Consider the following 26,370-nt stretch of genomic DNA (forward strand, 5'->3'; position numbering starts at 1 on the left):
TCCGATGGATGCGTTTCTGCAAAGACTGACCGCAATTCTGGACTTGGGCGGCCCGGTCGTGGCGGTGCTGATCGCGACCTCGGTCGCGACCATGGCGCTGATCCTCTACAAGCTGTGGCAGTACAAGGCCGCCGGGGTCGGGCGGCATGTCGAGCTGTCGCAGGCCATCGAAGCCTGGGACCGCAACTACCGGGCCACCGCGCGCGCGCATCTGGACCGAAGCCGCAGCTATCTGGCGCCGGTGGTCGCCATGGCGCTGGAGGGGCACGGGCCGGAACTGATGGACCGCGCCGATGCCGAGGCCGAGGCGCGCTTTGCCGGGCTGGAACGCGGACTGAACGTGCTGGACATGGTCTCGCAGCTTGCGCCGCTGCTGGGGCTGTTCGGCACCGTGCTGGGCATGATCGAGGCCTTCCGCACCCTTCAGGCGGCCGGCAACGCGGTGGATCCGGCGCTGCTGGCCGGCGGCATCTGGGTTGCGTTGATGACGACCGCCGCGGGGCTGGCCGTGGCCATGCCCACCTCGCTGGTCCTGACCTGGTTCGAGGCGCGGATGACCCGCGAACGGGTCTTTGCCAACCGCGCCCTGCGCACGGTGTTTGCCCCCGGCCACGCCGCCGCGCCACGCCCGGCCATCCCGTCCTCCGAGGCGCTGGCCCATGGCGCTTGAAACCCGCAAAAGGCGGCGCCGGCGCCTGTCGATGACATCGCTGATCGATGTCATCTTTCTGCTGCTGCTGTTCTTCATGCTCACCTCGACGTTTTCGAAATATGCCGAGGTCGAGCTGACCACCGCCGCGGCGGGCGGGGCGCAGGCCCAGCGGTCCATCCGGTTCATCAAGCTTGAACGCGACCGCATCCTGATAGACGGCACCGAAGTCGCGCCCGAAGCGGTCGCCGCCCGGTTCGACGGCCGGACCGACGAGCTGGCCTTGATCAGCCTGGGCGGCGGGGCGACCTCGCAGCAGTTGATCGACTTGCTGACCGCCCTTGCGCCCGTGTCCCGGCTCAGCACGCAGGTCATCGGATGATCCGGCTGACCCCCAAAACGAAACCCGGCCGCGAGCCGACGATCGCCCTGATCAACGTGGTCTTTCTGATGCTGGTCTTCTTCATGATCGCGGGCACGCTGGCGCCGCCCCTGGGCCAGTCGGTGCAACTGGTGCGGACGGCCGATCTTGAAGGGCGCGAGCCCTCGGATGCGCTGGTCATCCGCGCCGACGGCGTGCTGGAATATCGCGGGGCCGAGCTGACCGACGTAGCGGCCTATGTCGAGCGCGCCTCGATCGACCTGCCATTGGACGCCGTGCGGCTGGTGCCCGACCGGGCCTTGCCGGCCGTGCGGCTGAAACAGATCAGCGACGCCCTGCGGGCCCTGGGCGCCAACCGGGTCTTTGTCGTGACCGAGCGGGGCCTGCCATGATTCCGCAATCCCGCATCATGGCCGCCGCGCTGGTCGTGCTGGCCGCCGCGGCCCACGCCGCCGCCCTGTTCAAATTCGACACGGACGAGGCGGTTTTCGTCGAAGGCGGTGGCGCGGTCGCCCCTGCGGCGCTGGGGTCCTCGTTCCGGGACTATGCGGCCGGAACCGTGTCCCCGCCCCCGGCGGCCGCGCAGCACTCACCCGTTGCCCCGGCCCGGACCGCGCCAGAGGCCCCGGCGGACAGTGCGCGCGCGCAGACGGCCATCAGGGTGCAGGCGCAGGCCCCGGCCCAGCGGCAGAACGCCCATACGCCGACCCTGCAAAAACCCGAGCCTCAACAGGCCCGGCCTCCAAAACCACCCACCCCGACCGGCAATGCCGCGGACAGCCGAAAAAAGGGCAGCGCCACCGGCAAGGCGGTGACCGGGGCGGCCTCGGCGAAACGGACGAACCGCGCCGAGCAGGAACAGGGAAATGCCGAGGCCAGCACCTATGCCGGTCTGGTCAAGCGCAAGATTTTGCGCGCCCGTCGAAAAAGCGTGAATATCCAAGGCTCGGTTCTGGTGGCCCTTCGTATCGCCGACAACGGTGCGCTGGCGTCGGTCAGCGTCGCCCGCAGCTCGGGTTCGGCCCGGCTGGATCAGGTCGCACTGGCGCAGGTCCGGGCCGCCGCGCCCTTCCCGCCGCCGCCGGCCTCGGCCCGGCGCGCCTATACCGTGGAAATCGTCAGCAAATAGAAACTCAACCCGCGCTTGTCCGGCTACCTGGTGTCCAGCGGCTTCAACAGATCGAACACTTGTTGCCGCATCCATTTTGCCATCGGATTTGCATCCGATCGTCTGTGCCAGATAGCTATGATGTTGACGGGTTCGATTTCGAACGGCGGGGCAAGTACCTTCAGGCCGAACTCCGGCGCCAACTTCCTGGCCAGCTGAGAAGGCACCAAGGCCACAAGATCGCTTGCACTGACCACTCGGCACACCCCTGAAAACACCGGAAGGGTCATCGCGACGTGCCTTTTCCGACCAACTTTCGCCAGAGCCGCATCACCCATCGCCGCCAGTTTACCCTCGGGTGAAAACAGCACATGCGACAAGGCGCAGAACGTTTCCATCGGAAGTTCGGTGCCGTCTTCGATCTGTGCAAGGAATGGGTTGTCAACGCGGCCGACGACCATGAAGGACGACCGGAACAGCACCTCTCTGCTGATCCAATCCGGTGCATCTGTATCCGGGATCAACGCGAGATCAGCATTGTAGCGCTCAATACTCTCGACATAGTTCTCGGGAACAAGATCCACCAATTGCGCGACCATCTTCGGAGCCTTGCGGTTCAGAACACCCCCAAGACCGGGCATCAGCAGCTCGGCGAAAAAGTCGCTGGCCGCGATCTTGAAAGTTTCGGATGCCTGCCTGGGGTCGAAATCGTCATTGTGGCTCAGCAAACTTTCCAGTCGATTGAGTTCCTCACGCAGCCCGTCCTTGATCGAAACCGCAAAATCCGTTGGGACAAGCTGATTTCCCCGCCGCACAAACAGATCGTCACCCAAGGCGTGCCGCAGGCGGTTCAACGCATTCGACACTGCGGATTGCGAGACCCCAAGTCTTTCCCCTGCCTTGGTGGTGGACCCCGCCGTCAGAATCGCATCAAGAACACGGAGCAGGTTCAGATCAAGCGTTGCGAAATTCATGTTGGTAATACCGTGTATTATGAACTTTCGTTAGATTGATACCGTTTTTTGCGCCTACAAGTAAGGTACCGAAAGCGCTTTCGTTTCATGTCGGATCAAAGGACAGAAGCGATGCATGATCATCTGGTTGATGACGCCACGCTCGAATGGCAGGGCGTTCGTTACAAAACAATTTTGGACCCCGCCGAAACCGGGGGCGCCATGTCGATTGTAGACAGCCTTTCGCCGGTCGGAAGCGGTCCGCCACGGCACATCCATCACGCAGAAGACGAAGTTTTCGTGATTTTGACCGGTGTCTGCAAAGTCTGGGTCGAAGGTGTCGAAACGCGTGTCGGCCCGGGCGAAAGCATCTTCATACCCCGCGGAAAGGAACACACGTTCAAGGTCATCAGTGATGAGCCCAGCCGTCACCTTGTCATTCTCACACCGGGAGGTTTCGAGGGCTTTTTCCACGCCATGGCAACGGCCCGGTACAAAATTCCGGAAGACATGCCGGACATCGAGGCCGTAGCCGCCAAGTACAACCTGTCATTTACTGGCCCTCCATTGGATTGAACGTCATGACCCAGCACATCGTCTATCATATTCCTGTGTGTCCCTTTTCACAGCGGCTTGAAATTCTGCTGGCGTTGCGGGGGATGAGGGACCGGGTGGAGTTCCGCGTCGTGGACATCACCAAACCCCGCGATCCAGAGCTGCTGAAGAAAACGCGCGGAACGACCGCTCTGCCGGTTCTCGAGACTCCGGACGGGCAGATCATCAAGGAAAGCCTCGTGATCCTGCGCTATCTCGATGAAATGCTCGAAGGGCCAAAGCTGCGGCGCAGCGACCCGGCCGAGCATGCGGTCGAGTCGATGCTGATTGCCAAAGAGGGCGCCTTCACGATGACCGGCTACGTCTATGTGATGAACCAGGACCCCGCGCAGAAAGATGCCCACAACGAAAAACTGCTCGCGCTTTATCGTGACCTCAATGACTTTCTTCTGACCCACAACCCGAACGGTGTTTTTCTGTTCGATCAGTTCGGGTTGGCCGAGGCGGTGTTCACACCGATGTTTCAGCGTTTCTGGTTTCTGGAATATTACGAAGACTTTGAACTCCCGCAGAACGGCGAGTACGACAGAGTCCGAAACTGGAGAGCCGCCTGCATGGCCCATGAGGCCACGGGGCAGGTGACACAAGAAGAAATCGTGAAACTCTACTACGACTATGCCTTGGGTGCCGGAAACGGAGCGTTGGTGGGCGGCCGCAAAGTGTCGAGCTTTGCGTTCGAGCCACATTGGAAGTCGAGGCCAATGCCACCGCGGGACAAATATGCCGGGACGGCATCGGACAAAGAACTTGGGCTGGTAGTCCCGGCATCTGATTGAATCCAGAAGGCACCCGGGTCAATTGTCCCCCCTCCGCGGAGGACCGACGCCCACAACGCGCATTCGAATATGGCCCTAATGAATACCGGCTGATTAAACCGAACCAGTCTTAGGCTTCCGGGCGCGGAACCGTTGAACCTTTAGCCGTCAGACAAACCTGTTGACGTAGTTCTCCAAGCGCTCCTGCCTTCCGGATCGAGGCTCGGGATTGATACCTTCGGCCAACACTCGAGCCGCGATTTCATCCAGCGATGAGGCAAGCATGGATTGCGCCTCCGGGCTGCCCCATCCGGAGTATCTGTCGGTCAACGCGGCATCAAGCCCGCCATCCTCGATCATCGCGGCGGCGGCCTTCAACCCGCGGGCACAGACGTCCATGCCGCCCACATGCGCCGCGACAAGGTCCTCGGGGTCGATCGACTGGCGGCGGATCTTGGCGTCGAAATTCGTGCCCCCGGTCGAAAACCCTCCGGCCTTGAGGATGTAGTAGTAGGCCAACGCGACTTCGGGCACGTTGTTGGGAAACTGGTCGGTGTCCCATCCAGATTGATAATCGTTCCGGTTCATGTCGATCGAACCCAGCATACCCTCGGCCGCCGCCACGGCGATCTCATGTTCAAAGCTGTGGCCAGCCAGGATCGCGTGGCCCTGTTCCAGGTTCAGCTTCACTTCGTCTTCCAGCCCGTATTTCCTGAGAAACCCGATGCAGGTTGCGGCGTCGTATTCGTACTGGTGCTTGGAGGGTTCCTGTGGCTTCGGCTCGACCAGGATGGTGCCCTTGAACCCGATCTTGTGCTTGTAGTCGACCACCATGTTCAGGAACCGTCCCATATGGTCCAGTTCCAGCCCCAGATCGGTGTTTAGCAACGTCTCGTAGCCTTCGCGCCCGCCCCACAACACATAGTTCTCGCCGCCCAGCTTGTGGGTCGCATCCATACAGGATTTCACGGTTGCTGCGGCAAAGGCAAAGACGTCCGGATCAGGGTTCGTGCTGGCACCCCCCATCCAGCGGCGATGGCTGAACATGTTGGCGGTCCCCCAAAGCAGCTTGGTTCCCGACGCCTGCATCTTTTCACCGATATAGTCGGTGATTTCCTCGAGCGTGCGCAGGTTTTCGGCAAAGCTGCCCTGTTCGGGGCGAATATCCGCGTCGTGCCAGCAGAAATAGGGCTGTCCCAGTATTTCAAACATCTCAAAGGCGACATCGGCCTTCATCCGGGCGCGTCCCATGTCGTCTTGCGGGTGCCACGGGCGGACAAGGGTCGGACCACCGAACGGGTCTCCGCCCTCCCATGCGAAAGAGTGCCACCAGGCGACGGCAAAGCGCAGATGGTCCTCCATGCGCTTGCCCAACACCACTTCGTCCGGGTCATAGTGACGGAACGCCAGCGGGTTCCGACTGTCTACGCCTTCGTACCGGACCTTTTCGATACCCTCGAAGAAACCGCTTGTCATACCTGCCCCCTATTTCGAGTTTTGCCCGGGCTGCTTGCCCAGAATGATCATCGACAGCAGATCGTCGTCGGTCACGTCCGCGATATCGACCGTGCCGACCAGCTTGCCGTTCTTCATGACCGAGGCCCGATCACACAAATCCATGACCGCATGGACATCATGGTCGATCAGGAAAATTCCGATCCCCTGCGCCTTGAGCTGGTGAATCAGATCGGCAACCATCTGCGTCTCGTGCGGGCCCAAGGCGGCCGTCGGTTCGTCCATGATCAGGATGCGGGCGTTGAAATAGACAGCCCGCGCGATGGCCACCGACTGTCTCTGGCCACCGGACAGAGCCGAAACCGGATCGTTGAACTTTTGAAAATTGGGGTTCAGCTGCGCCATGATCTTACGGCATTCGGCCTCCATCGCCGCGTCGTTGACCAGACCGAAAGGCGTAGTCATTTCGCGTCCCAGGAACAGGTTCGAGGTGGCGTCCAGATTGTCGGCCAGGGCCAAGGTCTGGTAGATTGTCTCGATATTGTTGGCCCGCGCGTCGCGCGGATTGTTGATCTCGACCGGCTTGCCATCGATCAGGATCTGCCCGTGGTCCATCTGATAGGCTCCGGACAGGACCTTGATCAGCGTCGATTTGCCAGCCCCGTTGTGCCCCAGCAATCCCACCACCTCGCCGGGATACAGATCGACCGAGACCTGGTCGACGGCCTTGATCCCGCCGAACGAGATCGAAATGTCTCGCATCTCGACCAGAGGTGGTTGCCCGGAACCGCGACCGGATGCCGGCGGCGTTTTCTGAGTTTCCTGCGCTTGCGTCATTTTCCACCCAATCGCTTGCGATAGACGATGTCGATATAGACGGCCAGAACCAGCACGCTGCCGACGACGATGTTCTGGAACGGCGCATCCACGCCGACCATGGCCATGCCCGACTGCAGCGCCTGCATGATCAACGCACCAAGAATCGCGCCATAGATGGTGCCGATGCCGCCAGACAGGGCGGTTCCGCCAATGACCGCAGCCGCAATCACTCGCAGTTCGTCCAGTGTTCCGATGTCATTGGAATGGTTGGCCAGCCGCGCCGAGGCGACCACTGCCGAAACCGCGCACAGGAAACCCATCAGCGCAAAGATCTTGACGGTCAGCAGGCGGGTATTGATACCCGACAGCTCGGCTGCGTCCGGGTTGCCGCCGGTCGCGAAGATATAGCGCCCAAAACGGGTTTTGCGGGCCACGACCGTCAGGGTCACGGCGACAATGATCAGGATCAGGACCGAGATCGGGATGCCGTATCCGACGATCAGGCCCTCGGGCATCGTCTCGCCGCGGGCTTCGAACATACGCTGCAACCGGCGCGTCGGAATGGCATAGCTGTTCAGGATGTACACATATCCCAGGATGCTTGCGGCAATGATCCCGGCGAGCGTTGCCTCGGCCCAGACGGGTTTGACCGGGAAGCCATGCGCCGCCTTGGCCCGGCGGCTGCCCCACAGCGCCCAGATCGCAATGGCCGCCGCAAACAACCCGAACAGCCAGCTTGCCGTTGTTCCCAAGGTTCCGTTCGTTCCCCCGAACATCAGGAAATTGCTGTCCAGCGGCCCGATTGTCTGCCCGCTTGTCAGATACCAGGCGACGTTGCGCCAGACCAGAAAGCCACCCAAAGTCACGATGAACGCCGGAATGGTCAGGTAGCCGACCATCCAGCCATGAAACGCTCCGATCAGCGTTCCGATGGCAAGACCGACCAGAATGGTGATGATCCAGGTGGCGGGATGGTCCAGACCCATCCCCAACACGCGAGGCAACAACTCGGTCTGCGTCATGGCCATCACCGCCGAGGTGGTCGCCAGCAAAGCGCCAACGGACAGGTCGATGTGCCGGGTTACGATGATGAACACCATACCGCAGGCCATGATCGCCACCGAAACCGATTGGATCGACAGGTTGAACAGGTTGCGGGGCGTCAGGAACCGTCCGTCAGTGACGATATTGAACCCGATGCACAGGATCACGAATGCGCCGATCATGCCCAAAAGCCGCATGTCCAGTTCCAGCTGCTGGAACAGGCTTGGCTTGGTTTTCTGAGGTATCGGCTGAGACGAAGTTTCGGTCATTTCCGATCTTTCAAATTCAGCAAGGGTCCCCGGCCCGCCCATGCAGGCCGGGGACTTTGGAGTTTAGTTGCAGGGTGCTGGGCCGTTCTCGACGCCTTGGCACAGATCTTCCAGCGCGATCCAACCGGCATCCACAACAACCGACAGATTGTCTTTGGTAATCGGAACCGGAGCCAGGAAGACGGAATTCATCGTCGTTCCACCCGGCGAGGTCCAGCTGACCACTCCGTCGATTTCCGACGGATCGGTGCCACTGCTGAGTGCGACGGCAATCTCGCCGGCGGCCTTGCCCAGTTCGCGGGCGTCCTTCCAGACGGAAACGGTCTGCGTACCCAAGGCCACGCGGTTCAGCGCGGCGTGATCGCCATCCTGACCCGACACTGGGATACCTTCCATGCCCTGCGCGGTCAGCGCCGCGACAACACCACCTGCGGTCCCGTCATTCGAGGCGACAACCGCATCGACCTTGTTTTCATTGGCGGTCAGGATCTGTTCCATGTTCCGCTGCGCATTGGCGGGCAACCAGCCATCGGTATAGGCTTCACCGACGATCACGATGTCACCGCTGTCCAGCGCCGCCTGAAGGATTTCCTGCTGACCACCGCGCAGGAAGTCCGCGTTCGGATCCGTAGGCGAACCCTTGATCATGACGTAGTTGCCCTTGGGCATCGCCTCGTACACGGCGCGCGCCTGCATGCGTCCCACTTCGACATTGTCGAAGGTCAGGTAGAAGGCGCGGTCGTCCTCGATCAGGCGGTCGTAGGCGATGACGGGAATGCCCTCATCCGCGGCGGCCTGTACGGCCGGACCGATGGCCTGCGCGTCCTGCGCCAGAATGATCAGAGCGTCCACACCCTGTGCGATCAGGCTTTCGATGTCGGACAGTTGCTTTGCCGAGGACGACTGGGCGTCCGCCGAGATATATTCGGCGCCACCAGCCTCAAGCGCAGACTTGATTGCCGCTTCGTCCGTCTTCCAGCGCTCTTCCTGAAAGTTGGACCAGCTTACACCGACGACCGGCTCGGCAAAGACAACCGAGCCAACCATGGCAACAGCAGCTGAAAAGCTGAGAATTCGTTTCATGATTTCCTCCCGTTGATGGGGCCATCGCGTCATGATTCGCGGCCCTCGTATTTCTGCGTATCATATTTATTTCAGCGGGTAAAATATTTACTCTGTTCGTGGACCTCAAATCCCAATAGATTGAGGCCAACAGAAGATTCGCGGAGACAAGATGCTGAAAAGCAAGGCTTCTCAAAACTCGCTGGACCAACGGAATGCCACACGCCTGCGGGTGTTGGAGCATATCCGGACCAAGGGGTCGATTTCGCGGATCGACATCGCATCGGCCCTGCAGACCAGCCCGGCCACCATCACCGCTGCAACCGCTGACCTGATTTCCGCCGGCCTGGTCCGAGAGATCGAAGGCGAGGCCCATTCCAAATCGGCCAAACGCGGGCGGCCGCGGGTTCTTCTGCAACTAGACGGGCCCTCTTATCTTGTGGCGGGCCTCAAGGTCGCGCGTCAGGTCATCTCGGTCATTCTGGTCGATTTCGAAGGCAACGAAGTCACCTCGCACATGTACGCCCTGCAAGATGCCAGGATGTCACCGCGCGATTTCGTCCGCACCGTGCGCCTTGCGCTTGAGGAGACCTGCGCAAAGATCGACCGCACGATCGACGGGCTTTCAGGTGTTTCCATTGGCATCGCCGGTTTGGTCGATGCCGAGAGGAATTTCGTGCACTGGTCATCTTCGATCACCGAGCGCAATGTGAACTTCGCCGCGTTTCTGGACGAAGGCCTGCCCTGCCCGGCCTTCATCGAGAACGATGCGAACTTGGTGGCCAAGGCCGAACAGCTGTTCGGGCTGGGCAAGGGCCTGTCGAACTTTCTTGTCGTCACGATCGAGCACGGTGTCGGACTGGGCATCGTTCTGGACGGCAAGCTGTTCCGGGGCAACCACGGATGCGGGGCCGAATTCGGGCATGCCAAGGTCCAGTTGGACGGGGCGCTGTGCCAATGCGGGCAACGGGGATGCCTCGAGGCCTATGTCGGCGACTATGCTTTGATCCGAGAAATGACGGTCGCCGGGCAAAGCAGCGCGCTGGAAACCGTTTCCGACATTCACGACCGCGCGCACGCCGGAGACCAACGGGCAATTTCCGTTCTGGCCCGCGCGGGTCAGATGTTCGGCTTGGGCCTGTCAAACCTCATCAATCTGTTTGCCCCAGATTGCATCATTCTGTCCGGAGCCCAGGTCAGCTTTGAGCACCTGTGTTCGGACGACGTGATGGCGCGCATTCGAAACGGAGTGGTGAATGTCGACACCGCCCTGCCCGAGATCAAGGTGCATCATTGGGGCGACCTCATGTGGGCCAAGGGCGCGGCGGCCTACGGGATCGAACAAGTGTCCATCCTGAAGGTGCAGGAGATCGCAGCCCATGCGAGCTGAACTCGCCTTGGTGGCGGCCCTCGCCACGACCGCCAGTGCCGATCCTGCCATCCCCCGGTATCAACCGATCGACGTTCCCTCTCATGTCTACGACGGCGGTTGGGAGCATTTCGTGGGTGGCGGCGTCGCGGTTTTCGACTGCAGCGGGGACGGCTTGCCCGAACTCTTCCTCGCTGGTGGGGCGAACCCATCGCAGCTGTTCCGAAACACCTCTCAGACGCAAATATCCTTTCAGGCAAACACGCCAGAGCCGCTGTCCCTGACAGGTGTGACCGGCGCCTACCCGATGGACATCGACGGCGATACCATCCTGGACCTTGTGGTTCTGCGCGTTGGGGCGGACCTGTTGCTCAAAGGTGGGCCCGATTGCCAATTCAGCCCATTCGCGGGGCTGGGGTTTGAGCCCGATGACCACTGGACCACGGCCTTCTCGGCCACGTGGGAACCCGGGCAGGCACTGCCCACTCTGGCCTTCGGAACCTATGTGGACCGCGACAATCCGAATGGCCCATTCGAGGCCTGCGGCCCCACTCTGCTGTACCGCCCCCTTGGTGAAACCTATGGCCCGCCCGTTCGGCTGGAACCTGGGTACTGTGCGCTGTCGGCTTTGTTCTCGGATTGGGGCCGGACCGGGCGCGCGGATCTGCGGATCAGCAACGATCGGCACTACTATGTCCGTGACGGACAGGAACAGATGTGGGCGATGGAAGAAACTCCGCGCCTGTATGATCAGGCAGAAGGCTGGTTGCCCTACTCGATCTGGGGCATGGGCATCGCGTCGCGCGATCTGACGGGGGATGGCTATCCCGATGTCTACCTGACCTCGATGGGAGATCAGAAATTCCAGATTTTCGACCCCGAAGCCGGCGGTCCCACATGGCGTGATGCGACCTATGACAAGGGCACGACCGCACACCGGCCGCACATCGGCGCGGACGGGCGACCATCGACCGGTTGGCACGCGCAATTCGCGGATGTGAACAACGATGGGCGTGACGACATTTTCGTCGCGAAGGGCAATGTCGAGCAGATGCCGGATGCGGCGCAGGACGACCCAAACAGCCTGTTGCTGCAGCAGGAATCCGGTCAGTTTTTCGAATCCGCGGCTGAGGCCGGTGTGGCATCAATGGCCAAATCTCGCGGCGCCGCGCTGCATGATCTGAACATTGACGGCTGGTTGGACTTGGTTGTGGTCAATCGCGGATCACCCGCCGAAATCTATCAGAACCAGCCCGCAACAGGGAACTGGGTCATGGTGAATCTGGGCCAGCATGACATCAATTCTCAGGCCATCGGCGCCTTTGTCGAAGTCCGGACCGCTGCCGGATTTCAGACCCGCGAGATCACGATCGGCGGAGGCCATGCCAGCGGGATGGCAGGGCCGCATCATTTCGGTCTGGGCGACGCCAGGACCGTGGACATTCGTGTCGTCTGGCCTGGTGGAGACCGCTCGGACTGGGAGACATACGACACCAACCGGATCATCCGACTGCGGCGCTGATCACTTGTCGACTGGCAGCCCACTGGGCACCCGCTCTGGTACACCCAGCCGTTCGGCGGGATCCTCCAGTGCAGCCAGAAAGCTCAGGATGTCGTCAATCTCTGCATCTGACAGGGCAATCGGTTGCAGTTCGTTGGCCGCGGCGATGGCATCGACCAAGGCCGGATCCTGTAGCGGCCGTTGATCATCGGCTCCGGGAAAGACAGGCAGATCTGCCATTTCGATCGAGTAGCGCCGCAACGCGCCTTCGGGGTCAAGGTGGTGCCGTACCACGTCCTCGAGCCGAGCATAGGCGCCATCGTGACCATAGGGCGCAGTCAGCGTCACATTGCGCAGCGACGGCGTCCGGAACGCAAACGCATCTTCGGTTGCACCGGTTACGCGCAGTCGACCATCATCCCGGACGTGGTTTTCAAAACGAGCAGCCTTTCCCGGGCCGATCTGCGGCATCGCGATCGCATGAAACCCGTGGTCAGTCTGAAACCACCCCGAATGGCACGATCCGCAACCGGCCTTGCCGTAAAACAGCTGCATGCCGCGCGCCGCGTCGGGCGGCAGAGGTTCCTCTCCGCGCATCGCGCGATCAAAGGGACTGTTGTCGGCACGCCATTCAAAGGCGATGAAGTCGGCAATCGCGTTGGCGATGGCTACGAACGAGACCTCCTTTTCGGGGGTCACGTCGCGGAACATCCTTTGATATTCCGGAACCAAAGCCACCCGCCCGGCGATCAGGTCCCATGCACCACCCTGTTGCGTCAGAAGGCCCAGCCGCACCGCCTTGCTGATCGGGTTTTCCGAATAATGTCCGGCCATCTCATCCGGCGACAGAACCGGGAACATGGCCTGAGCCGCCAATGCCGAGCGGAACCCCGGCCGCATATGCTGCCCCAACGGTGTTCTGATGCCGAAAGGTTGCTCAGGAGCATCCTCGAGCCTGCCGTCGTGAAAAAACGTCGTGAACTCGGTCGCGCCAAGGTTCCAGAGGGCCGGAGAGTTGCGCGGGATGCGCTGCTCGGGCAGGTTGTCGGACCCAAGCCCGCGGGCGCTGCCCAGCCCCACCCCGCCTTCTCCGATGCCCAGCGACATCCCGTCCGAGGTCCCGAACCTTGGGTGGTGGCAGGTGGCGCAACTGATGTTTTCGTTTCCCGACAGGATCGGGTCGTAGAACAGCATTTGCCCCAGTTCCACGATCGCAAGGTCGGGCTCGATGAACTCGGGAGCCGGGCCAAGGTTCTGGGCCGCTGTCCCGGCGGCAAAGCTGGCGAAAACAGCCAAGGCCGATAAGGAACGGATCACGCTCATGCCCCTGCCTCGGATATCTCAAGCATCAGCGTCTGGTGATACGGTTTCTCGGACGTACATATGATCGAGGGGAACGCGGGGACGTTCGGCGCATTCGGATAGCCCGATGGCTCGATACAGAGCCCGGCATGCGGCGCAAATGGCGCGGACAAATGGGCGGCAGAGTAGACCTGCGCCCCGGGCTGATCGGAATGGACCGTCATCGTCAATCCCGACGGCGCCGCAAGGGTGGCAACCGGTTGGGCCACCTTGCCGCCGGTGCCGAACAGGAAGAAGTGATCGAGGTCCGTGGCGGCCTGTCCGATCGGTTCGGGGGCCTCGAAATCCAGCCCGACCGATGCAGAGTCGACGATCCCGCCAGACGGTATCCCCTGATCGTCCAGTTCCAAGTGACGATCCGACGCCAACTGCAATCGGTGCTCGGAGATGCCTCGAGCGGACCCCAACGTGTAGTAGTTGTGTTGCGCGATGCTGATCGGGGTCGGCCTGTCCGGCCAGGCAGAGATCGAATATGTCAGGCGAGGGAAATCCAACCGGACCCTGACCTCGAAGCGCACAGCCCCCGGAAATCCGCCCGCGCCGTGGGGCGAGACATGGACCAGCACCGCCTCGCACGGCGAAAGCTGCTCGACCTGCCAGAACTGGCGCGAGAGCCCTTCTGCCCCCCCATGCAGCGTATTCGACCCTTCGTTCGCAATCAGCGCATGATGGGTGCCGTCCAGATCGAACCCTGCGCCGCCGATCCGGTTGGCAACCCGCCCGACGAGCGCGCCCAGATAGAACGGGTCGTTCAGGTATTCGGTCGGGTCGTCATAGCCAAGGATCAGCGGTTGGCCCTTGTACCACCACCCTTGCGTGATCGCTCCATAGCCCAGCAATGACACCCGCATGTCCCCGTCTTGCAGGACGATAACCGGGATATCAGTGCAATCAGTGCGACTTTTGTTCATCATCCAGCCAATGGCGCCAGCGCCTTGTAATACGCTCTGTATCGTCTGTAGGCGCTGTCATAGGCTTCGGTCAAATCACTCTGCGGTTCGATGATGGCGTCGATCTCTGGCGGGGTCATGATCTGTTCGGGTGTTGCGTCTCCGGCTGCGCACATGGCCAGCCGCGCGGCACCAGTCGCAGCCCCGAACGCGCTTCCCTTGGGCAGGGCCAGCGGCACATTCAGCGTGGTCGCGAGGGTCTGAAGCCAGTAGCGGGACCGCGCACCGCCACCTACGGCAATCAACTGCGCCGGTTCGGTACCGGTGCTCCTCAGGGCCTCAAGGCAATCGCGCATTGCAAAACCGACACCCTCCATCACTGCCTGCACCAGATCCGTCGGCTCCGAAGCGATGTCGAGGCCCAGAAAAGCCCCTCGGATGGCGCTGTCATTGTGCGGCGTCCGCTCGCCGGACAGGTAGGGCAGAAAGGTCAGCGACGACGGACCGCTTGGCTGGGCGGGCAGCGCCCCGGCCAGCGCCTCGATCGGCTGACCGAGGTTACGCGACAGCCAGTTCAAGCTGTTGGTCGCCGACAGGATGACGCCCATCTGAATCCATCGTCGAGGCACCGCGTGGCAAAAGCAATGAACCGCCGTCTCGGGTGCCGGTGCATAGCTGTTCCGGGCCATCAACAGCACACCTGAGGTGCCAAGAGAAAGAAACCCGGACCCCTCGTCGATGCTGCCGATACCGCAAGCGGCAGCGGCGTTGTCGCCAGCACTGCCAGCGACCACAACCGGTCCGGACAACCCCCATTCCCGAAGTAGTTCATTCCGCAGCTCACCGCCGGGGTCGGTGCCTTCGACCAGCCGCGGCATCTGATCGGGCCTCATGTGACCCAACTCCAGCGCCTTGTCCGACCAGTTCCGCGTACCAACATCCAGCCAGGACGTTCCCGCGCTGTCGGACATGTCACTGACATATTCCCCGGTCAGCCAGAACCGCAGATAATCCTTCGGCAACAACACCATGGCCGTACGGGCGAACAGGTCGGGTTCATGGGCACGAACCCATTCCAACTTGGGCGCGGTGAACCCGGGGAACACGATATTGCCCGTGATCTCGCGCATCCCGGGGGTCTGGTCCAAGTCTTTGGCCTCTAGCGCCGATCTGGTGTCATTCCACAGAATACACGGCCGCAGGACGGCGCCGTCCCGATCCAACAGCGTTGCGCCGTGCATGTGGCCGCTCAGTCCGATCGCCCGCAGTTGCGCCAGTGCATCGCCGTTCGTCTCACGCAGTCGGCCCATGACGGTCGCGCAGGCGTCGATCCAATCCTGCGGGGCTTGTTCGGACCAGCCCGGTTGCGGGTTCGACGTGGCGATCTCAGCCTCAGCCTCGGCCAGAACCTGCCCGGCCTCGTCCACAAGAATTCCCCTGAGACCCGAGGTCCCCAGATCCAAACCCAGATACACGAGACGCGCCCTCACCCAAATTATTTTAGTTAGTAAAATTATTAACTGAGTTCAGAAAATGTCAACACCGGAATCCGGCGCTCAAATTCATACGACACAAATAGGGCGGAATGCCCAGTCCTCACCCAACTTCTTTGGTCGGCAGCGGATCAAAAAGCTCTCTGCCAATAGGCTGTTTGGACGCTCAAGACGTAGTTCGCTACAGGCTGCCCACTCTTTCGCATGCTGCCCTATATCTCCGAGATCAAGGCGGGTGTCTCGTTGCATGACGACCGCAACATGGGGCATGGCTGCAACTCAACCTGCAAGGAAAGCGCGCGCGTTCTTTGGGTTGCGCCCATCAGGTTTGACGGATGGCGACATCCCCTTTCTCGGCGAACGGGCCTCAGGGATCCGGGCGCAGGCACAGCCAGATCAGAAAGCCCAGGTAAAGAAAGACGGTGACGTTCAGAACGGTATCCAGAAACTCGCCTGTCATGGCCCTTCCTCCCGCGCCAGCACCCGGAACAGACAGACCACCAGAACCGGAACTATGAAAACAAAGGCGATCGCCGAAATTGCGATCACAGATCGCACCAGCCCGATATCCCCGACAAAGACCATGGCAAGCCCAAGCGCACCCAGAATTGCCCCCCACACCGTGCGGATCCGGGGAGACGGGTTTTCATCACCACCGGTTCCGATCATCGCGAGGGTAAATCCGGCGCTGACGACGCTGGTGACCACAAATAGAAACGCCGCGACAATGGTCGCTGTCTGCGTCAGACCGGACAGAGGAAAACGCTGAAGCAACGCGAATGTGGTCGCGTCAAGATTCTGCTGATTGACCACGGACAAGGAACCTTGCTGCCGCAGCGCGTCGAAAAACCCAAGCCCGCCAAACACGCCAAACCAAAGGATCGAGAACAAGGTTGGCGCGACGATCACACCCAAAAGAAAAGCCCGGATCGTTCGGCCCCGGGAAATCCGGGCGATGAAGATACCGACGAACGGCGACCAGGCCAGCCACCAGATCATGTAGTTCAGAGTCCAATCCTGGAACCAGTTGACGAGGTCGTCACCAAAGAACTCGGCCGTGGCAAACCCTGCGGGCAGAACGTGGAACACGTATCTCCCGAAGCCGCTCACGATACCATTCATCAGGTATGAAGTGGGGCCAAGGACCAACAGATAGATCATCATTGCCACGGCGATCAGCATCGCAGCATTGGACAGCTTGGCCATGCCGTCCCCCAGATCCCGCCGAAGAGGGATGACAAATGCCACACACATGGCGAAAAAGACCGGAAGCGTCAGAGCCGCCGAATCCGCCACGCCAAGCAATCCGGCCAGCCCGGTTTGCACCTGAAACACCCCCATGGCCAGCGAGCCAGCCAACCCCGCGGCAATGGCAACGATTGACAGAAGGTCAAAGCCCCAGCCCATCGCCCGAACCCACGGGGCCGACCCAAGAGCGTCGTTCAACGGCGCGCTCAGCAGCAGAGTGCCCCCACGGCGGAAGGCGAAATAGGCAATGATCAGACCGACCACCCCGTAGATTGCCCAGGCATGAAAGCCCCAGTTCAGGTAGGTTACGAACAGAGCGTTTCCGGCGGCCCTCGGATCGGGCTCGTATTTTCTGAGCTCTTCGAAATGGGTCAGCGGCTCGGCTGCACCATAAAACAGCAGCCCAACCCCCATCCCGGCCGCAAACAGCATGGCGATCCATGCGGGGGTCGAAAACTCGGGCTCGGCACCATCCGGCCCCAACCGGATGCGCCCAAAGCGCGAAAAGGCCAGAAACAGCGCAACGAACAGCAGGCCGCTGGCTTCGAGCATGATGAACCAGCCCCGGCTTTCGAACTGCGTCGCAACCGCGGCAGACGCCAACCGGCCCAGCCCCGCCGGGTCGACAAGACCCCAAATCGCGATGCCTGCGCTGATCGCAAGCGCGATAACAAGCAGCGAGTTGGTCGATGTGCGGCGCATGGGCTTTGGTCCTTGGATTTGATCCAACGCCGAGCGTAGAGACCCGCTTGCAACCTGTCCAGAAATCAACTCTTTCGAGAATTTTGTTTGAGAACAGCCGAATATCTGTGCCTAATGGCGGAACCGACCAACGGTGGCGGGCCGCAATGGTGCTGAGCCCGCAGGAGACGTGCATGGCAACTCAACCCAAGGCCGACAACCAACGCGTGGGCAAGCCTGGGCTGACCTTCTGGTATCAGCTGGTTGTTCTGCTGTTTCTGACCATCGCGTCATTGGTGCTGGCGTCCTCGGTTCTGATACCGCTTGCCTTCGCCATACTGTTGTTTGTGCTGCTCACTGCAACATCTGACCGGATCCACCGGATCGTCATTCTGGGCCATTCCGTACCGAAATGGATGGCGCATCTTGGGGCCTTGTGCCTGATCCTGTTTGGATTGCTGATCATCCTGTCGATCCTGTCCAGCCAGGCCGGTCTGGTGTCCGAGGCTTTCCCGAAATACGAAGAGCGCCTGTCCGGTATTCTGGCAAAACTTGTCGCCCTCGTCGGCAACGAGAACTATGCTGCGGCCCAGAAGGCTCTGAGCCAGATCAACCTGTCGGGTTTTGCCGGCAGCATCATCGGGTCCGCCGGCGCCTTTCTCAGCGCCTTCTTCCTTGTGCTGCTCTACGTGCCGTTCATGCTGGTTGAACGCCTGCCGATGCAGACCAAGATTGACCTCGCGATCTCGGATCCAAGGCTTGCCAACAAAGTTCGCAACGTGCTGCACAGCACGTCCGCCAGCATCCAGCGCTATGTCGGGATCAAGACTTTCGTCAGCGCGCTAACCGGGTTCGGCAGCTTTCTTGTCATGTGGGCGGTCGGGTTGGATTTTGCCGAGACCTGGGCGGTTCTGGCCTTTCTGTTGAATTTCATTCCCACGGTCGGGTCCATCATTGGTGTCGCCCTGCCCTCTCTGGTCGCTCTTGTCCAGTTCGAGGAACTGAGCCCGTTCCTGATGGTGCTGTTGGGGTGCGGGGCCGTGCAATTCTCGGTCGGAAATATTCTTGAGCCGACCTTGCTGGGCAAAAGCCTGAACCTGTCCCCTCTTATGGTCATACTGGCCCTGACATTCTGGACCGCGATCTGGGGCATTCCCGGTGCGCTGATGAGCGTTCCGATCACCGTCTGCATCATGATCATTCTGACCCACATTCCGGCCACGCGCCCCATCGCCATACTGATGTCGGGCGATGGCCGCGTGGGCCCAAAAGACTGATCTCGATGCCGCCAAACCGGATTATCGGCCCATCGCCCGCGCGACTGGCCGCTTCACGAAAGGACAACGCCAATGGTTACCAAAGCGGAACTTGAACAGCAGGTTGCTGAGTTGAAGCGACAGCTTGAAGAGCAAGCCGAGGAGAAAAAAACGGGCGCGCGCAAAGCGGGCGAAAAGGTGAAAGAGGCCGTCCAGGACATTCCCGACAAGTTGTCAGCCGAGTTCGAAGACTGGTCCGGTGAGATCGAGACCGCGCTGGCCGAGCTGGATGCCATGCCACACAAGAAAGCCATCCTGTTCGCCCTGGGCGTTTTCGCTCTGGGCTACGTGATCGGTCGGTCCAGGTAGGAGACAGTCAGATGAGCCGCATTTCCCGAAACATTTCCATCATCCTGCGCACCGAACGGCTGATCGCTCAGCGGAACATGACCGTCTTGGCCAAACGCGCAGGCTTTTTCGCCGCAGCCGGATTGGCGGGCGGGTTGGCCATCATCATGCTGAATGTCGCGGGCTATCTTGCTCTGGCGTCAGTGATGTCCAAGCCGTTGGCTGCACTGGTCATCGCCCTGATCAACCTGATCGTGGCGCTGATACTCGCGGCCATCGCCAACTCGGTCAGCGCCGAGGCCGACACTGCGCCAGTAGCAGAACTGCGCGACATGGCGATCGGCGATATCGAGGCCGAGATTCAGGACATGATGTCAGAGGCTCGCGAGACGGTCCGCGACCTTAGAACCGTCTCACGCGACCCTCTGGGAACGCTTGCCCCCGGGTTGGTGACCATGACCGCAAGCGCCGTTCTGAAACACCTGAAGAACCGCAAAGAGTAAGCGGCGACTGTCGCCCTAGACGGTCGCCCCTTTCTGGCGGATCAGACAGCCAATGCTGCTGGCGCACACACCGACCAGCACGCCGATTATCAGCTCCATGGGCTCGACCTTGGCAAAGGCCCAATGCGCAAAAGCCAGGGTTTCCAGTATGCCGATCACCGCGCCCATGGTCGCGGCCAACCACAGTTGGCGGGTCATCATGCCCACCGCAAGGCCCAGAATGCCGGGCAGGCTCAGGATATTGCCGCCGATTGTTCCAAGAATTTCAAGCATGTCGTGCCACTCCTAGTCGGATGTGCTGTTCAGGAATGATCGGATCTCGGCCGCGCCGGTACTCTGGGCAATTTCGGTGCCGGTCACCGGATCCAGCGAGGCGACCACTTTCTGATACTCCTCCAGATAGCCCGGCGGCAGGCTGTGCGCGATGCCCTGGTGGCAGTCGATGCAGGTCATGTTCTCGTCGATCGCACGCTGGTGTTCGTTGGCGGCGCGCGTTTCCTGAATGGTGAAGTCCATGTATTCGAAATTGTGACAGTTGCGGCATTCGCGGCTGTCCGAGGCCTTCATCTTTTTCCACACGGCCGAGGCCATCTGCAGGCGGTGATCCTCGTATTTCTCGGGCGTGCTGATGGTGCCGACCAGCTCGTGATAGACGTCTTTCACCGCCATGATCTTGGCTTCGATCTTGAAGCTCCATTCCTTGGGCACGTGGCAATCGGAACAGATGGCCCGTACGCCGGAATGGTTGTTGTAGTGGATCGTCTCCCGGTATTCGCCAAGGTTGGTTTCCATCGTGTGGCACGAGACGCAGAATTCTTCGGTATTCGTCATCTCAAGGGTCCAGTGGAACCCACCCCAGAACAGGATGCCGGCAAGAAAGCCCGCCAGAACCAGAAAGCCTGCGCTGAACGCGGCGGCCGGAGTCCAGATCCACGCCCAGATGCGGCCGATCAAGCCGCGCTTTTCAGGAGAGTCTGCCATATTTGGTGCTCCTTTCAGTCCAAAGCTGGATCAGTTTCCGGCCGAGGGCTGGAACAGGTTGTCGACCAGGGCCGGCGCATCCGCCTGCGGCACATGGCACTGGTTGCAGAAATACCGGGTGCCCGCGATCTGATCGAGCTCGTTGCCTTCGCGATCCAGATAGTGGGTCATCGACAGGGTCGGCGCGTTGCGCTCACCGGCCTTGGTCCAGTCGTGGCAGGACAGGCACTGATTGGTGCGGATGTCGATCTGGTACTGGTCGATCTTGTGCGGGATCAGCGGCGGCTGCTGGCGATAGTTGCGCTGCATGCGCCCTTCGATGTTGCGGTGCACATCATCTAGGATGGCCGGATCATCGATATCCACGCCTCGCAACGTGGTCACGGACGCGGATTGCGCAAAGGCAAGCCCGGTCACAAGAAGAACAGGGATCAGGGCTATTGCGCCTGTCGCTATTGATTTTTTCATCTTGGCACTCCCTTAAGCAGGTCTGGCGGCGCGCGGTTCTGGCGCGGCGGCTGGATCGGGTGGCGCGACGACGGCGTCATCGAACCGGTGGGTAAGTTTGAATACGTCGACCGAGCACACGTCGATGCAGCGGCCGCATGTGGTGCAATCGGGCGACAGGATCAGCGGGCTGGATCCCGGCTTGCCCTTCAGTGCGGGCGAGATCACCTGGTTCTCCGGACAGACCGCATAGCAATCCATGCAGTCGTCACAGGCGGCGCGATTGGTCGCGCTGACCCGCAGCAGGCTCTTGGCGCCGATCAGGCCGTAGAAGGCACCGACCGGGCAGATATGGCCGCACCATCCGTGCCGGGCCACGAACAGGTCAAAGACAAAGATCGCCACGACCATCGCCCAGACAAAACCCATGCCAAAGACCAGCCCGCGGTGCAGCATGGTGATGGGGTTCACCAGTTCCCATGCAATCACGCCGGTCAGGGCGGACACGATCAGAACGGTCGCCAATATCCACAATCGGGTGCTGCGTTTGGGCTGCCAGCCTTTGGACAGGTCCAGCCGACGGTGCAGCCAATGCGCGGCATCCGTGACCGGGTTGATCGGGCACACCCACGAGCAATAGACCCGCCCTCCGATCAGCGCATAGGCCACCAGAACGATCAGCCCGCCGATCAGCGCGGTCATTTCCGGCCAGTGGCCGGCCACCAGCCCCTGCAGCAGGATGAACGGATCGGTCAGCGGCAGCACGTCCAGCGTCAACGATCCGGCCAGCGTGCCCTTGACGATCCAGATGCCGAACCACGGTCCCAACAGGAACAGCGCCAGAAAGAACACCTGACTGAACCGCCGCAGCAGCAGGAACCGATGGGCGCCGACCCATCCCTTGACCTCGCGGGCCTCGTGCCCGACGGGCATATGTGTCCGCGCCGTCATTGGCCTGCCCCCGGAAGGTTGTAGCCCGGTTCGTACCCGCCCGGCGCGGCAAGGTTGTCCGCGCCCGGTCCGGGCAGGCGATCGGGCAGGTCGAAGATGCCTTCGACCAGCGGCCCGCCCTTTTCGGCCTTTTCTTCCCATCCCTTGCGATAGTGCTCGGCCGAACTGCCACGCGCCAGCCGTGCGGGCAAAACCTTGATCGCCGCCTCGGGCAGAACGCAGCTTTTCTCGCAGACACCGCAGCCAGTGCAGTGGTCGGCATGAACCGTCGGCGCAAAGATCGCGTGGTGGCCGGAACGGTCGTTGTGCGACAACTCCAGCGTGATCGCCTCGTCGATGACGGGGCAGACGCGATAGCAAACGTCGCAGCGCAGCCCCAGGAAGTTCAGGCAGTTCTCCTGATCCACCAGAACCGCAACACCCATCTTGGCGTCGTCAATGTCCTGCAACCCCTTGTCCAGCGCTCCGGTCGGGCAGGCCGCAACACAGGGGATGTCTTCGCACATCTCGCAGGGCACGTCGCGGGCGATGAAATACGGTGTACCGGTCGCCACCGCATCGACCCCCAGCTCGGCCAGCTTCAACGTGTCATAGGGGCAATCGCGGACGCAGAGTCCGCAGCGGATGCAGGCCCCCAGAAAGCCATCTTCGGGCAATGCCCCCGGCGGGCGCAAGGCCTCGGTCGGCAGGGCGCGGGCGTCGCGGGCCAGATAGGCCAGCAACGACCCGGCGACCAGACAGCCACCCGCCGCGCGCGCCGAGTCCTGCAGGAACCGGCGCCGTTGCGGCGAGAGAGGTTTGCCGACCAGAGACATCACACGCAACCTTTGCGACCCCTGTCCTTACGCCCGCTCGACCTTGCAGGCGCATTTCTTGAAGTCCGTCTCTTTCGACAGCGGGCAGGTCGCATCCAGCGTCAGCTTGTTGGTCAGCTGGCCCTCGTCGAACCAAGGCATGAACACGAGGCCACGCGGCACCTTGTTGCGCCCGCGGGTCTCGACCCGGCTGATCACCTCGCCGCGGCGCGTGGACAGCACGATCTCCTGCCCGCGGCGCACACCGCGTTCCTTGGCGTCCTCGGGGTGCATGAACACCACGGCGGCGGGGAAGGCGCGGTGAAGCTCCGGTACGCGGCGGGTCATCGACCCGGAATGCCAGTGCTCCAGCACCCGGCCGGTGCACAGCCACAGATCGAACTCTTCGTCCGGCTCCTCTGCTGCCGGTTCGTAGGGCGCAAAGATGATTTTGGCCTTGCCGTCTTTGTGACCATAGAATTTGACACCGGCACCCTCAGGCACATAGGAATCGTAGCCCTCGCGGAAGCGATAGAGCGTCTCTTTCCCGTCCACGACCGGCCAGCGCAACCCGCGAGCCTGATGATAGGTTTCGAAGGGCGCCAGATCGTGCCCGTGGCCGCGGCCAAAGCTGGCATATTCCTCGAACAGGCCCTTCTGGACGTAGAAGCCGAAATGCTCGGACTCATCGTTGTGGAACCCTTCGGCGGTTTCCGACAGCGGATACTGGTCGATCTTGCCGTTGGCAAACAGCACGTCGAACAGGGTCTTGCCGCGATGCTCGGGCATCTTGGCCAGCAGTTCTTCGTCCCAAACCTCCTCGACGGTGAAGCGTTTCGAGAACTCCATCAGCTGCCACAGGTCCGACTTGGCCTCGCCCGGGGCCTTGACCTGCTGACGCCAGAACTGGGTGCGGCGTTCGGCGTTGCCATAGGCGCCTTCTTTCTCGACCCACATGGCGGTGGGCAGGATCAGGTCGGCCGCAACGGCAGTCACCGTTGGGTACGGATCCGATACGACGATGAAGTTTTCTGGGTTGCGATAGCCGGGATAGCCTTCCTCGTTGATATTGGGCGCGGCCTGCATGTTGTTGTTGCACTGCACCCAATAGACGTTCAGGTCACCATCCTTCAGCTTGCGGTTCTGCAGAACCGCGTGGAAACCCGGCTTGGGCGGAATGGTGCCTGCGGGAATGTTCCACTTGGTCTCGGTGATCTTGCGGTGTTCATCATTGGTCACCACCATGTCGGCGGGCAGACGGTGCGCAAAAGTGCCAACCTCGCGCGCGGTGCCACAGGCCGAAGGCTGACCGGTCAGCGAGAACGGCGAGTTGCCCGGCTCGGAGATTTTGCCCACCAGCAGGTGCACGTTGTACATCAACGAGTTCACCCAGGACCCGCGGGTGTGCTGATTGAAGCCCATGGTCCACAGACTCATGACCTTGCGGTTCGGGTCGGCATATTCCTTGGCCAGTTGCTCAAGCTGGTTCGCCGGCACGCCCGACAACTCAGAGACGTACTCCAGCGTGTAGTCGGCAACCGAGGCGGCGTATTCCTCGAACGAGATCGGCTCCAGCTTGCCCGAGTCCGGGTTCGCAGCGGCCTGTTGCAGCGGGTTGGTCTCGCGCAGGCCGTAACCGATGTCGGTGGCGGTCTTGGTGATGTTGACGTGGTTCTTGACGAACTCCTCGTTCACCGCGCCGGTCTGGATGATGTAGTTGGCGATGTAGTTCAGGATCGCCAGGTCGGTCTGCGGCTTGAAGATGATGCCGTTGTCGGCCAGCTCGAACGAGCGGTGCTCGAAGGTGGACAGCACATGCACCTGCGCGCCCGGCTTGGTAAGGCGCGTATCGGTCAGGCGCGACCACAGGATCGGATGCATCTCGGCCATGTTGGAACCCCACAGCACGAACGTGTCGGCATGTTCGAGGTCGTCATAGCAGCCCATCGGCTCATCGATGCCGAAGGTGCGCATGAAGCCCACCACGGCCGAGGCCATGCAGTGCCGCGCGTTCGGGTCGATGTTGTTCGATCGGAACCCGGCCTTCATCAGCTTGGCCGCGGCATAGCCCTCCCACACGGTCCACTGTCCCGAGCCGAACATGCCCACGCTGGTCGGGCCTTTCTTGGCCAGCGCCTCTTTCCACTTCTCGGCCATCACGTCGAAGGCTTCGTCCCAGCTGACAGGTTCGAAGTCACCGTTCTTGTCATAGACGCCGTTAGATTTGCGCAGCAACGGGGTGGTCAGACGGTCCTTGCCGTACATGATCTTGGAGAGGAAATAGCCCTTGATGCAGTTCAGCCCCCGGTTCACCGGAGCGTCCGGGTCGCCTTGCGTGGCAACCACGCGGTCTTCCTTGGTGCCCACCAGAACCGAGCAGCCCGTGCCGCAGAACCGGCAAGGTGCCTTATCCCAGCGGATGTCGGCATTGGCGACTTGGGCGGCAGCTTGGCCAGTCGCCAGCGGGATACCGGCCGCGGACGCTGTCGCGGCGGCGGCGGTTGCTTTCAGAAACGTACGGCGAGATTCGGAAATGGTCATGACAAGGGCCTCCGGCTGGAATCTTGGCTGGGAGTTTCAGGACGCGGACGGGTCTCCGCGAGATCTTCGAAATGGTGATATGTCAGGGTCAGTGAAACGACCCCGGGGATCTGGTGCAGGTCCATGATGATCTCGGACGCCAACCGTGTCGGCGTGTCCTCGACGACGACAACGAACCGGCTGTCGTCGGATTCGGCATGGATTTCGACCCCGTCGAACGCGGTCATCGCCGACCGTGCCGCTGAGGTCTGGTCCGGCGCGACATGCACGAGGCATCCACAGATATTCATTCACGCACCTCCACTGTGGCGGGCTGGTATCTCTCGAGGGAAACGGCACCGGTCGGGCATGCGGCCGAGCAGGCCCCGCAACCGACACATGATGCCAGGTCCAGGTTCACTTCGGCGCGGCCTCCGGTTTTCAGGCGGAATCGGATGGCCCCTTGATCGCAGCTGTCCTGGCACACCCGGCAACTGACTCCATTTGCCGAAAGGCAGGTGTCGGACACTTTCGCGCGCAACGGCCACTCGGCGAACCGGTCCAGGCTCAATGCGTCGGTCTTGCAGGCATCCGCGCAGCCTCCGCAAAAGGTGCAGCCACCCTGCTGCGGCTGAAACACCGGCAAGCCCGCGTCGTCCATCGCCAGGACATCCTCGGGGCAAACCGAGACACAGTCGCCGCATCGAGTGCAGAGATCGTGGAAGTTTTCGCGCGCCGCTCCTGGCGGCCGCTTCACGCTGTCGTCTTCGCGAGGCAGGCATCCTGTCAGGAACGCGCGCCTGCTGGCTACTGCAGACATGTGCCGCCCACCTGTTCTAGAAACATTTGTGGTACTCCGTTCATGCTGCGTGGATAGCGGATACGAGTCAACTCTGACTTGATCTTGATCAGATT

28 protein-coding genes are annotated in these 26,370 nt (G+C 61.4%); 11 read left to right on the forward strand and 17 right to left on the reverse strand.

Going from position 1 to position 26,370, the window contains the following annotated elements:
• Window positions 1-4: 4 nt before the first annotated feature.
• From ACR0NB_RS10265 to ACR0NB_RS10280, 4 genes are read left to right on the forward strand one after another with little or no spacing between them, the layout of a single operon-like run.
• On the forward strand, window positions 5-670 hold the full coding sequence (locus ACR0NB_RS10265; protein WP_480775576.1) for a MotA/TolQ/ExbB proton channel family protein: 666 nt from the start codon (window positions 5-7) through the stop codon (window positions 668-670).
• Complete coding sequence (locus ACR0NB_RS10270; protein WP_480775577.1) at window positions 660-1,031, forward strand: biopolymer transporter ExbD; 372 nt, start codon at window positions 660-662, stop codon at window positions 1,029-1,031. Before ACR0NB_RS10265 ends, ACR0NB_RS10270 begins: the two co-directional genes overlap by 11 nt.
• Window positions 1,028-1,423 (forward strand): ExbD/TolR family protein, encoded by a 396-nt coding sequence (locus tag ACR0NB_RS10275; RefSeq protein WP_480775578.1) that lies wholly within the window; start codon window positions 1,028-1,030, stop codon window positions 1,421-1,423. The genes ACR0NB_RS10270 and ACR0NB_RS10275 overlap by 4 nt, the downstream gene beginning before the upstream one ends.
• Window positions 1,420-2,160, forward strand: coding sequence for an energy transducer TonB (locus tag ACR0NB_RS10280; protein ID WP_480775579.1), 741 nt, complete (start codon window positions 1,420-1,422; stop codon window positions 2,158-2,160). Before ACR0NB_RS10275 ends, ACR0NB_RS10280 begins: the two co-directional genes overlap by 4 nt.
• Before the next feature lie 23 nt (window positions 2,161-2,183).
• On the opposite strand, the gene ACR0NB_RS10285 is transcribed toward ACR0NB_RS10280, so the two are convergent.
• The gene (locus tag ACR0NB_RS10285) at window positions 2,184-3,113 is read right to left on the reverse strand and encodes a LysR family transcriptional regulator (protein ID WP_170356977.1); all 930 of its coding nucleotides are present in this window, start codon (window positions 3,111-3,113) and stop codon (window positions 2,184-2,186) included.
• A 111-nt stretch (window positions 3,114-3,224) separates the two neighbouring features.
• Here ACR0NB_RS10285 and ACR0NB_RS10290 point away from each other — a divergent pair, with 111 nt between their 5' ends.
• Entirely contained in the window at window positions 3,225-3,668 is a 444-nt protein-coding gene (locus tag ACR0NB_RS10290; protein WP_480775580.1) for a cupin domain-containing protein, read from the forward strand.
• 5 nt (window positions 3,669-3,673) lie between these two features.
• Window positions 3,674-4,483 carry a glutathione S-transferase family protein gene (locus tag ACR0NB_RS10295; protein ID WP_480775581.1) on the forward strand — a complete coding sequence of 270 codons (810 nt, stop codon included), beginning with the start codon at window positions 3,674-3,676 and terminating at the stop codon, window positions 4,481-4,483.
• A gap of 147 nt (window positions 4,484-4,630) precedes the next feature.
• On the opposite strand, the gene xylA is transcribed toward ACR0NB_RS10295, so the two are convergent.
• The 4 genes from xylA to xylF all read right to left on the reverse strand — a co-directional run bounded on the left by xylA (window position 4,631) and on the right by xylF (window position 9,096).
• Entirely contained in the window at window positions 4,631-5,938 is a 1,308-nt protein-coding gene (gene xylA / locus ACR0NB_RS10300) for a xylose isomerase (RefSeq protein ID WP_480775582.1), read from the reverse strand.
• A gap of 9 nt (window positions 5,939-5,947) precedes the next feature.
• Window positions 5,948-6,679, reverse strand: a complete 732-nt coding sequence (locus ACR0NB_RS10305; protein ID WP_480775638.1) for an ATP-binding cassette domain-containing protein — start codon at window positions 6,677-6,679, stop codon at window positions 5,948-5,950.
• A 71-nt stretch (window positions 6,680-6,750) separates the two neighbouring features.
• Window positions 6,751-8,049, reverse strand: a complete 1,299-nt coding sequence (locus ACR0NB_RS10310; protein WP_170339578.1) for a sugar ABC transporter permease — start codon at window positions 8,047-8,049, stop codon at window positions 6,751-6,753.
• 63 nt (window positions 8,050-8,112) lie between these two features.
• The gene (gene xylF / locus ACR0NB_RS10315; protein WP_437438568.1) at window positions 8,113-9,096 is read right to left on the reverse strand and encodes a D-xylose ABC transporter substrate-binding protein; all 984 of its coding nucleotides are present in this window, start codon (window positions 9,094-9,096) and stop codon (window positions 8,113-8,115) included.
• A 187-nt stretch (window positions 9,097-9,283) separates the two neighbouring features.
• Here xylF and ACR0NB_RS10320 point away from each other — a divergent pair, with 187 nt between their 5' ends.
• Together ACR0NB_RS10320 and ACR0NB_RS10325 are read left to right on the forward strand one after the other, a co-directional pair.
• The gene (locus tag ACR0NB_RS10320; RefSeq protein WP_170356971.1) at window positions 9,284-10,501 is read left to right on the forward strand and encodes an ROK family transcriptional regulator; all 1,218 of its coding nucleotides are present in this window, start codon (window positions 9,284-9,286) and stop codon (window positions 10,499-10,501) included.
• Complete coding sequence (locus tag ACR0NB_RS10325) at window positions 10,491-12,002, forward strand: CRTAC1 family protein (RefSeq protein ID WP_480775583.1); 1,512 nt, start codon at window positions 10,491-10,493, stop codon at window positions 12,000-12,002. The genes ACR0NB_RS10320 and ACR0NB_RS10325 overlap by 11 nt, the downstream gene beginning before the upstream one ends.
• Here the strand turns inward: ACR0NB_RS10325 and ACR0NB_RS10330 are convergent, their stop codons facing one another.
• The 4 genes from ACR0NB_RS10330 to ACR0NB_RS10345 all read right to left on the reverse strand — a co-directional run bounded on the left by ACR0NB_RS10330 (window position 12,003) and on the right by ACR0NB_RS10345 (window position 17,676).
• Window positions 12,003-13,304, reverse strand: a complete 1,302-nt coding sequence (locus ACR0NB_RS10330) for a cytochrome-c peroxidase (RefSeq protein ID WP_480775584.1) — start codon at window positions 13,302-13,304, stop codon at window positions 12,003-12,005. It abuts the gene before it with no gap.
• Window positions 13,301-14,257 carry an aldose epimerase family protein gene (locus ACR0NB_RS10335; protein ID WP_480775585.1) on the reverse strand — a complete coding sequence of 319 codons (957 nt, stop codon included), beginning with the start codon at window positions 14,255-14,257 and terminating at the stop codon, window positions 13,301-13,303. Before ACR0NB_RS10335 ends, ACR0NB_RS10330 begins: the two co-directional genes overlap by 4 nt.
• Entirely contained in the window at window positions 14,254-15,708 is a 1,455-nt protein-coding gene (gene xylB / locus ACR0NB_RS10340) for a xylulokinase (RefSeq protein WP_480775586.1), read from the reverse strand. The genes ACR0NB_RS10335 and xylB overlap by 4 nt, the downstream gene beginning before the upstream one ends.
• Window positions 15,709-16,182: 474 nt before the next feature.
• On the reverse strand, window positions 16,183-17,676 hold the full coding sequence (locus ACR0NB_RS10345; protein WP_480775587.1) for a BCCT family transporter: 1,494 nt from the start codon (window positions 17,674-17,676) through the stop codon (window positions 16,183-16,185).
• 173 nt (window positions 17,677-17,849) lie between these two features.
• Here ACR0NB_RS10345 and ACR0NB_RS10350 point away from each other — a divergent pair, with 173 nt between their 5' ends.
• The 3 genes from ACR0NB_RS10350 (at window position 17,850) to ACR0NB_RS10360 (ending at window position 19,762) form a co-directional block, all read left to right on the forward strand.
• Window positions 17,850-18,932, forward strand: a complete 1,083-nt coding sequence (locus tag ACR0NB_RS10350) for an AI-2E family transporter (RefSeq protein ID WP_480775588.1) — start codon at window positions 17,850-17,852, stop codon at window positions 18,930-18,932.
• 72 nt (window positions 18,933-19,004) lie between these two features.
• Window positions 19,005-19,280, forward strand: a complete 276-nt coding sequence (locus ACR0NB_RS10355; protein WP_170367714.1) for a hypothetical protein — start codon at window positions 19,005-19,007, stop codon at window positions 19,278-19,280.
• Between the two features lie 11 nt (window positions 19,281-19,291).
• Entirely contained in the window at window positions 19,292-19,762 is a 471-nt protein-coding gene (locus ACR0NB_RS10360; protein WP_480775589.1) for a phage holin family protein, read from the forward strand.
• A 15-nt stretch (window positions 19,763-19,777) separates the two neighbouring features.
• Here the strand turns inward: ACR0NB_RS10360 and ACR0NB_RS10365 are convergent, their stop codons facing one another.
• From ACR0NB_RS10365 to napF, 8 genes are read right to left on the reverse strand one after another with little or no spacing between them, the layout of a single operon-like run.
• The gene (locus ACR0NB_RS10365; RefSeq protein ID WP_170340171.1) at window positions 19,778-20,035 is read right to left on the reverse strand and encodes a hypothetical protein; all 258 of its coding nucleotides are present in this window, start codon (window positions 20,033-20,035) and stop codon (window positions 19,778-19,780) included.
• A gap of 12 nt (window positions 20,036-20,047) precedes the next feature.
• Window positions 20,048-20,743, reverse strand: coding sequence for a NapC/NirT family cytochrome c (locus ACR0NB_RS10370; RefSeq protein ID WP_093964455.1), 696 nt, complete (start codon window positions 20,741-20,743; stop codon window positions 20,048-20,050).
• Window positions 20,744-20,773: 30 nt separating this feature from the next.
• On the reverse strand, window positions 20,774-21,211 hold the full coding sequence (locus ACR0NB_RS10375) for a nitrate reductase cytochrome c-type subunit (RefSeq protein ID WP_170339556.1): 438 nt from the start codon (window positions 21,209-21,211) through the stop codon (window positions 20,774-20,776).
• A gap of 12 nt (window positions 21,212-21,223) precedes the next feature.
• On the reverse strand, window positions 21,224-22,141 hold the full coding sequence (napH, locus tag ACR0NB_RS10380; RefSeq protein ID WP_170365084.1) for a quinol dehydrogenase ferredoxin subunit NapH: 918 nt from the start codon (window positions 22,139-22,141) through the stop codon (window positions 21,224-21,226).
• The gene (gene napG, locus ACR0NB_RS10385) at window positions 22,138-22,956 is read right to left on the reverse strand and encodes a ferredoxin-type protein NapG (protein ID WP_480775590.1); all 819 of its coding nucleotides are present in this window, start codon (window positions 22,954-22,956) and stop codon (window positions 22,138-22,140) included. The genes napH and napG overlap by 4 nt, the downstream gene beginning before the upstream one ends.
• A 27-nt stretch (window positions 22,957-22,983) precedes the next feature.
• On the reverse strand, window positions 22,984-25,476 hold the full coding sequence (gene napA, locus ACR0NB_RS10390; protein ID WP_480775591.1) for a nitrate reductase catalytic subunit NapA: 2,493 nt from the start codon (window positions 25,474-25,476) through the stop codon (window positions 22,984-22,986).
• Window positions 25,473-25,766 (reverse strand): chaperone NapD, encoded by a 294-nt coding sequence (locus tag ACR0NB_RS10395; RefSeq protein WP_093964450.1) that lies wholly within the window; start codon window positions 25,764-25,766, stop codon window positions 25,473-25,475. The genes napA and ACR0NB_RS10395 overlap by 4 nt, the downstream gene beginning before the upstream one ends.
• Entirely contained in the window at window positions 25,763-26,275 is a 513-nt protein-coding gene (gene napF / locus ACR0NB_RS10400; protein WP_480775592.1) for a ferredoxin-type protein NapF, read from the reverse strand. The genes ACR0NB_RS10395 and napF overlap by 4 nt, the downstream gene beginning before the upstream one ends.
• Window positions 26,276-26,370 lie beyond the last annotated feature (95 nt).

This window comes from Ruegeria sp. CG3 (genome assembly GCF_056537205.1).

What these genes read in the sequence shown, in the direction of transcription:
- ACR0NB_RS10330 (WP_480775584.1), bottom strand. Translation starts at nt 13,304, where the DNA reads ATGAGCGTGATCCGTTCCTTATCGGCCTTGGCTGTTTTCGCCAGCTTT.
- ACR0NB_RS10275 (WP_480775578.1), top strand. Translation starts at nt 1,028, where the DNA reads ATGATCCGGCTGACCCCCAAAACGAAACCCGGCCGCGAGCCGACGATC.
- ACR0NB_RS10325 (WP_480775583.1), top strand. Translation starts at nt 10,491, where the DNA reads ATGCGAGCTGAACTCGCCTTGGTGGCGGCCCTCGCCACGACCGCCAGT.
- ACR0NB_RS10265 (WP_480775576.1), top strand. Translation starts at nt 5, where the DNA reads ATGGATGCGTTTCTGCAAAGACTGACCGCAATTCTGGACTTGGGCGGC.
- ACR0NB_RS10290 (WP_480775580.1), top strand. Translation starts at nt 3,225, where the DNA reads ATGCATGATCATCTGGTTGATGACGCCACGCTCGAATGGCAGGGCGTT.
- ACR0NB_RS10345 (WP_480775587.1), bottom strand. Translation starts at nt 17,676, where the DNA reads ATGCGCCGCACATCGACCAACTCGCTGCTTGTTATCGCGCTTGCGATC.
- ACR0NB_RS10320 (WP_170356971.1), top strand. Translation starts at nt 9,284, where the DNA reads ATGCTGAAAAGCAAGGCTTCTCAAAACTCGCTGGACCAACGGAATGCC.
- ACR0NB_RS10280 (WP_480775579.1), top strand. Translation starts at nt 1,420, where the DNA reads ATGATTCCGCAATCCCGCATCATGGCCGCCGCGCTGGTCGTGCTGGCC.
- napH (WP_170365084.1), bottom strand. Translation starts at nt 22,141, where the DNA reads ATGACGGCGCGGACACATATGCCCGTCGGGCACGAGGCCCGCGAGGTC.
- napA (WP_480775591.1), bottom strand. Translation starts at nt 25,476, where the DNA reads ATGACCATTTCCGAATCTCGCCGTACGTTTCTGAAAGCAACCGCCGCC.
- ACR0NB_RS10365 (WP_170340171.1), bottom strand. Translation starts at nt 20,035, where the DNA reads ATGCTTGAAATTCTTGGAACAATCGGCGGCAATATCCTGAGCCTGCCC.
- ACR0NB_RS10295 (WP_480775581.1), top strand. Translation starts at nt 3,674, where the DNA reads ATGACCCAGCACATCGTCTATCATATTCCTGTGTGTCCCTTTTCACAG.
- napF (WP_480775592.1), bottom strand. Translation starts at nt 26,275, where the DNA reads ATGTCTGCAGTAGCCAGCAGGCGCGCGTTCCTGACAGGATGCCTGCCT.
- ACR0NB_RS10355 (WP_170367714.1), top strand. Translation starts at nt 19,005, where the DNA reads ATGGTTACCAAAGCGGAACTTGAACAGCAGGTTGCTGAGTTGAAGCGA.
- ACR0NB_RS10370 (WP_093964455.1), bottom strand. Translation starts at nt 20,743, where the DNA reads ATGGCAGACTCTCCTGAAAAGCGCGGCTTGATCGGCCGCATCTGGGCG.
- xylF (WP_437438568.1), bottom strand. Translation starts at nt 9,096, where the DNA reads ATGGTTGGCTCGGTTGTCTTTGCCGAGCCGGTCGTCGGTGTAAGCTGG.
- ACR0NB_RS10360 (WP_480775589.1), top strand. Translation starts at nt 19,292, where the DNA reads ATGAGCCGCATTTCCCGAAACATTTCCATCATCCTGCGCACCGAACGG.
- ACR0NB_RS10375 (WP_170339556.1), bottom strand. Translation starts at nt 21,211, where the DNA reads ATGAAAAAATCAATAGCGACAGGCGCAATAGCCCTGATCCCTGTTCTT.
- ACR0NB_RS10395 (WP_093964450.1), bottom strand. Translation starts at nt 25,766, where the DNA reads ATGAATATCTGTGGATGCCTCGTGCATGTCGCGCCGGACCAGACCTCA.
- ACR0NB_RS10305 (WP_480775638.1), bottom strand. Translation starts at nt 6,679, where the DNA reads ATGCGAGACATTTCGATCTCGTTCGGCGGGATCAAGGCCGTCGACCAG.
- ACR0NB_RS10270 (WP_480775577.1), top strand. Translation starts at nt 660, where the DNA reads ATGGCGCTTGAAACCCGCAAAAGGCGGCGCCGGCGCCTGTCGATGACA.
- ACR0NB_RS10335 (WP_480775585.1), bottom strand. Translation starts at nt 14,257, where the DNA reads ATGATGAACAAAAGTCGCACTGATTGCACTGATATCCCGGTTATCGTC.
- xylA (WP_480775582.1), bottom strand. Translation starts at nt 5,938, where the DNA reads ATGACAAGCGGTTTCTTCGAGGGTATCGAAAAGGTCCGGTACGAAGGC.
- ACR0NB_RS10310 (WP_170339578.1), bottom strand. Translation starts at nt 8,049, where the DNA reads ATGACCGAAACTTCGTCTCAGCCGATACCTCAGAAAACCAAGCCAAGC.
- ACR0NB_RS10350 (WP_480775588.1), top strand. Translation starts at nt 17,850, where the DNA reads ATGGCAACTCAACCCAAGGCCGACAACCAACGCGTGGGCAAGCCTGGG.
- napG (WP_480775590.1), bottom strand. Translation starts at nt 22,956, where the DNA reads ATGTCTCTGGTCGGCAAACCTCTCTCGCCGCAACGGCGCCGGTTCCTG.
- ACR0NB_RS10285 (WP_170356977.1), bottom strand. Translation starts at nt 3,113, where the DNA reads ATGAATTTCGCAACGCTTGATCTGAACCTGCTCCGTGTTCTTGATGCG.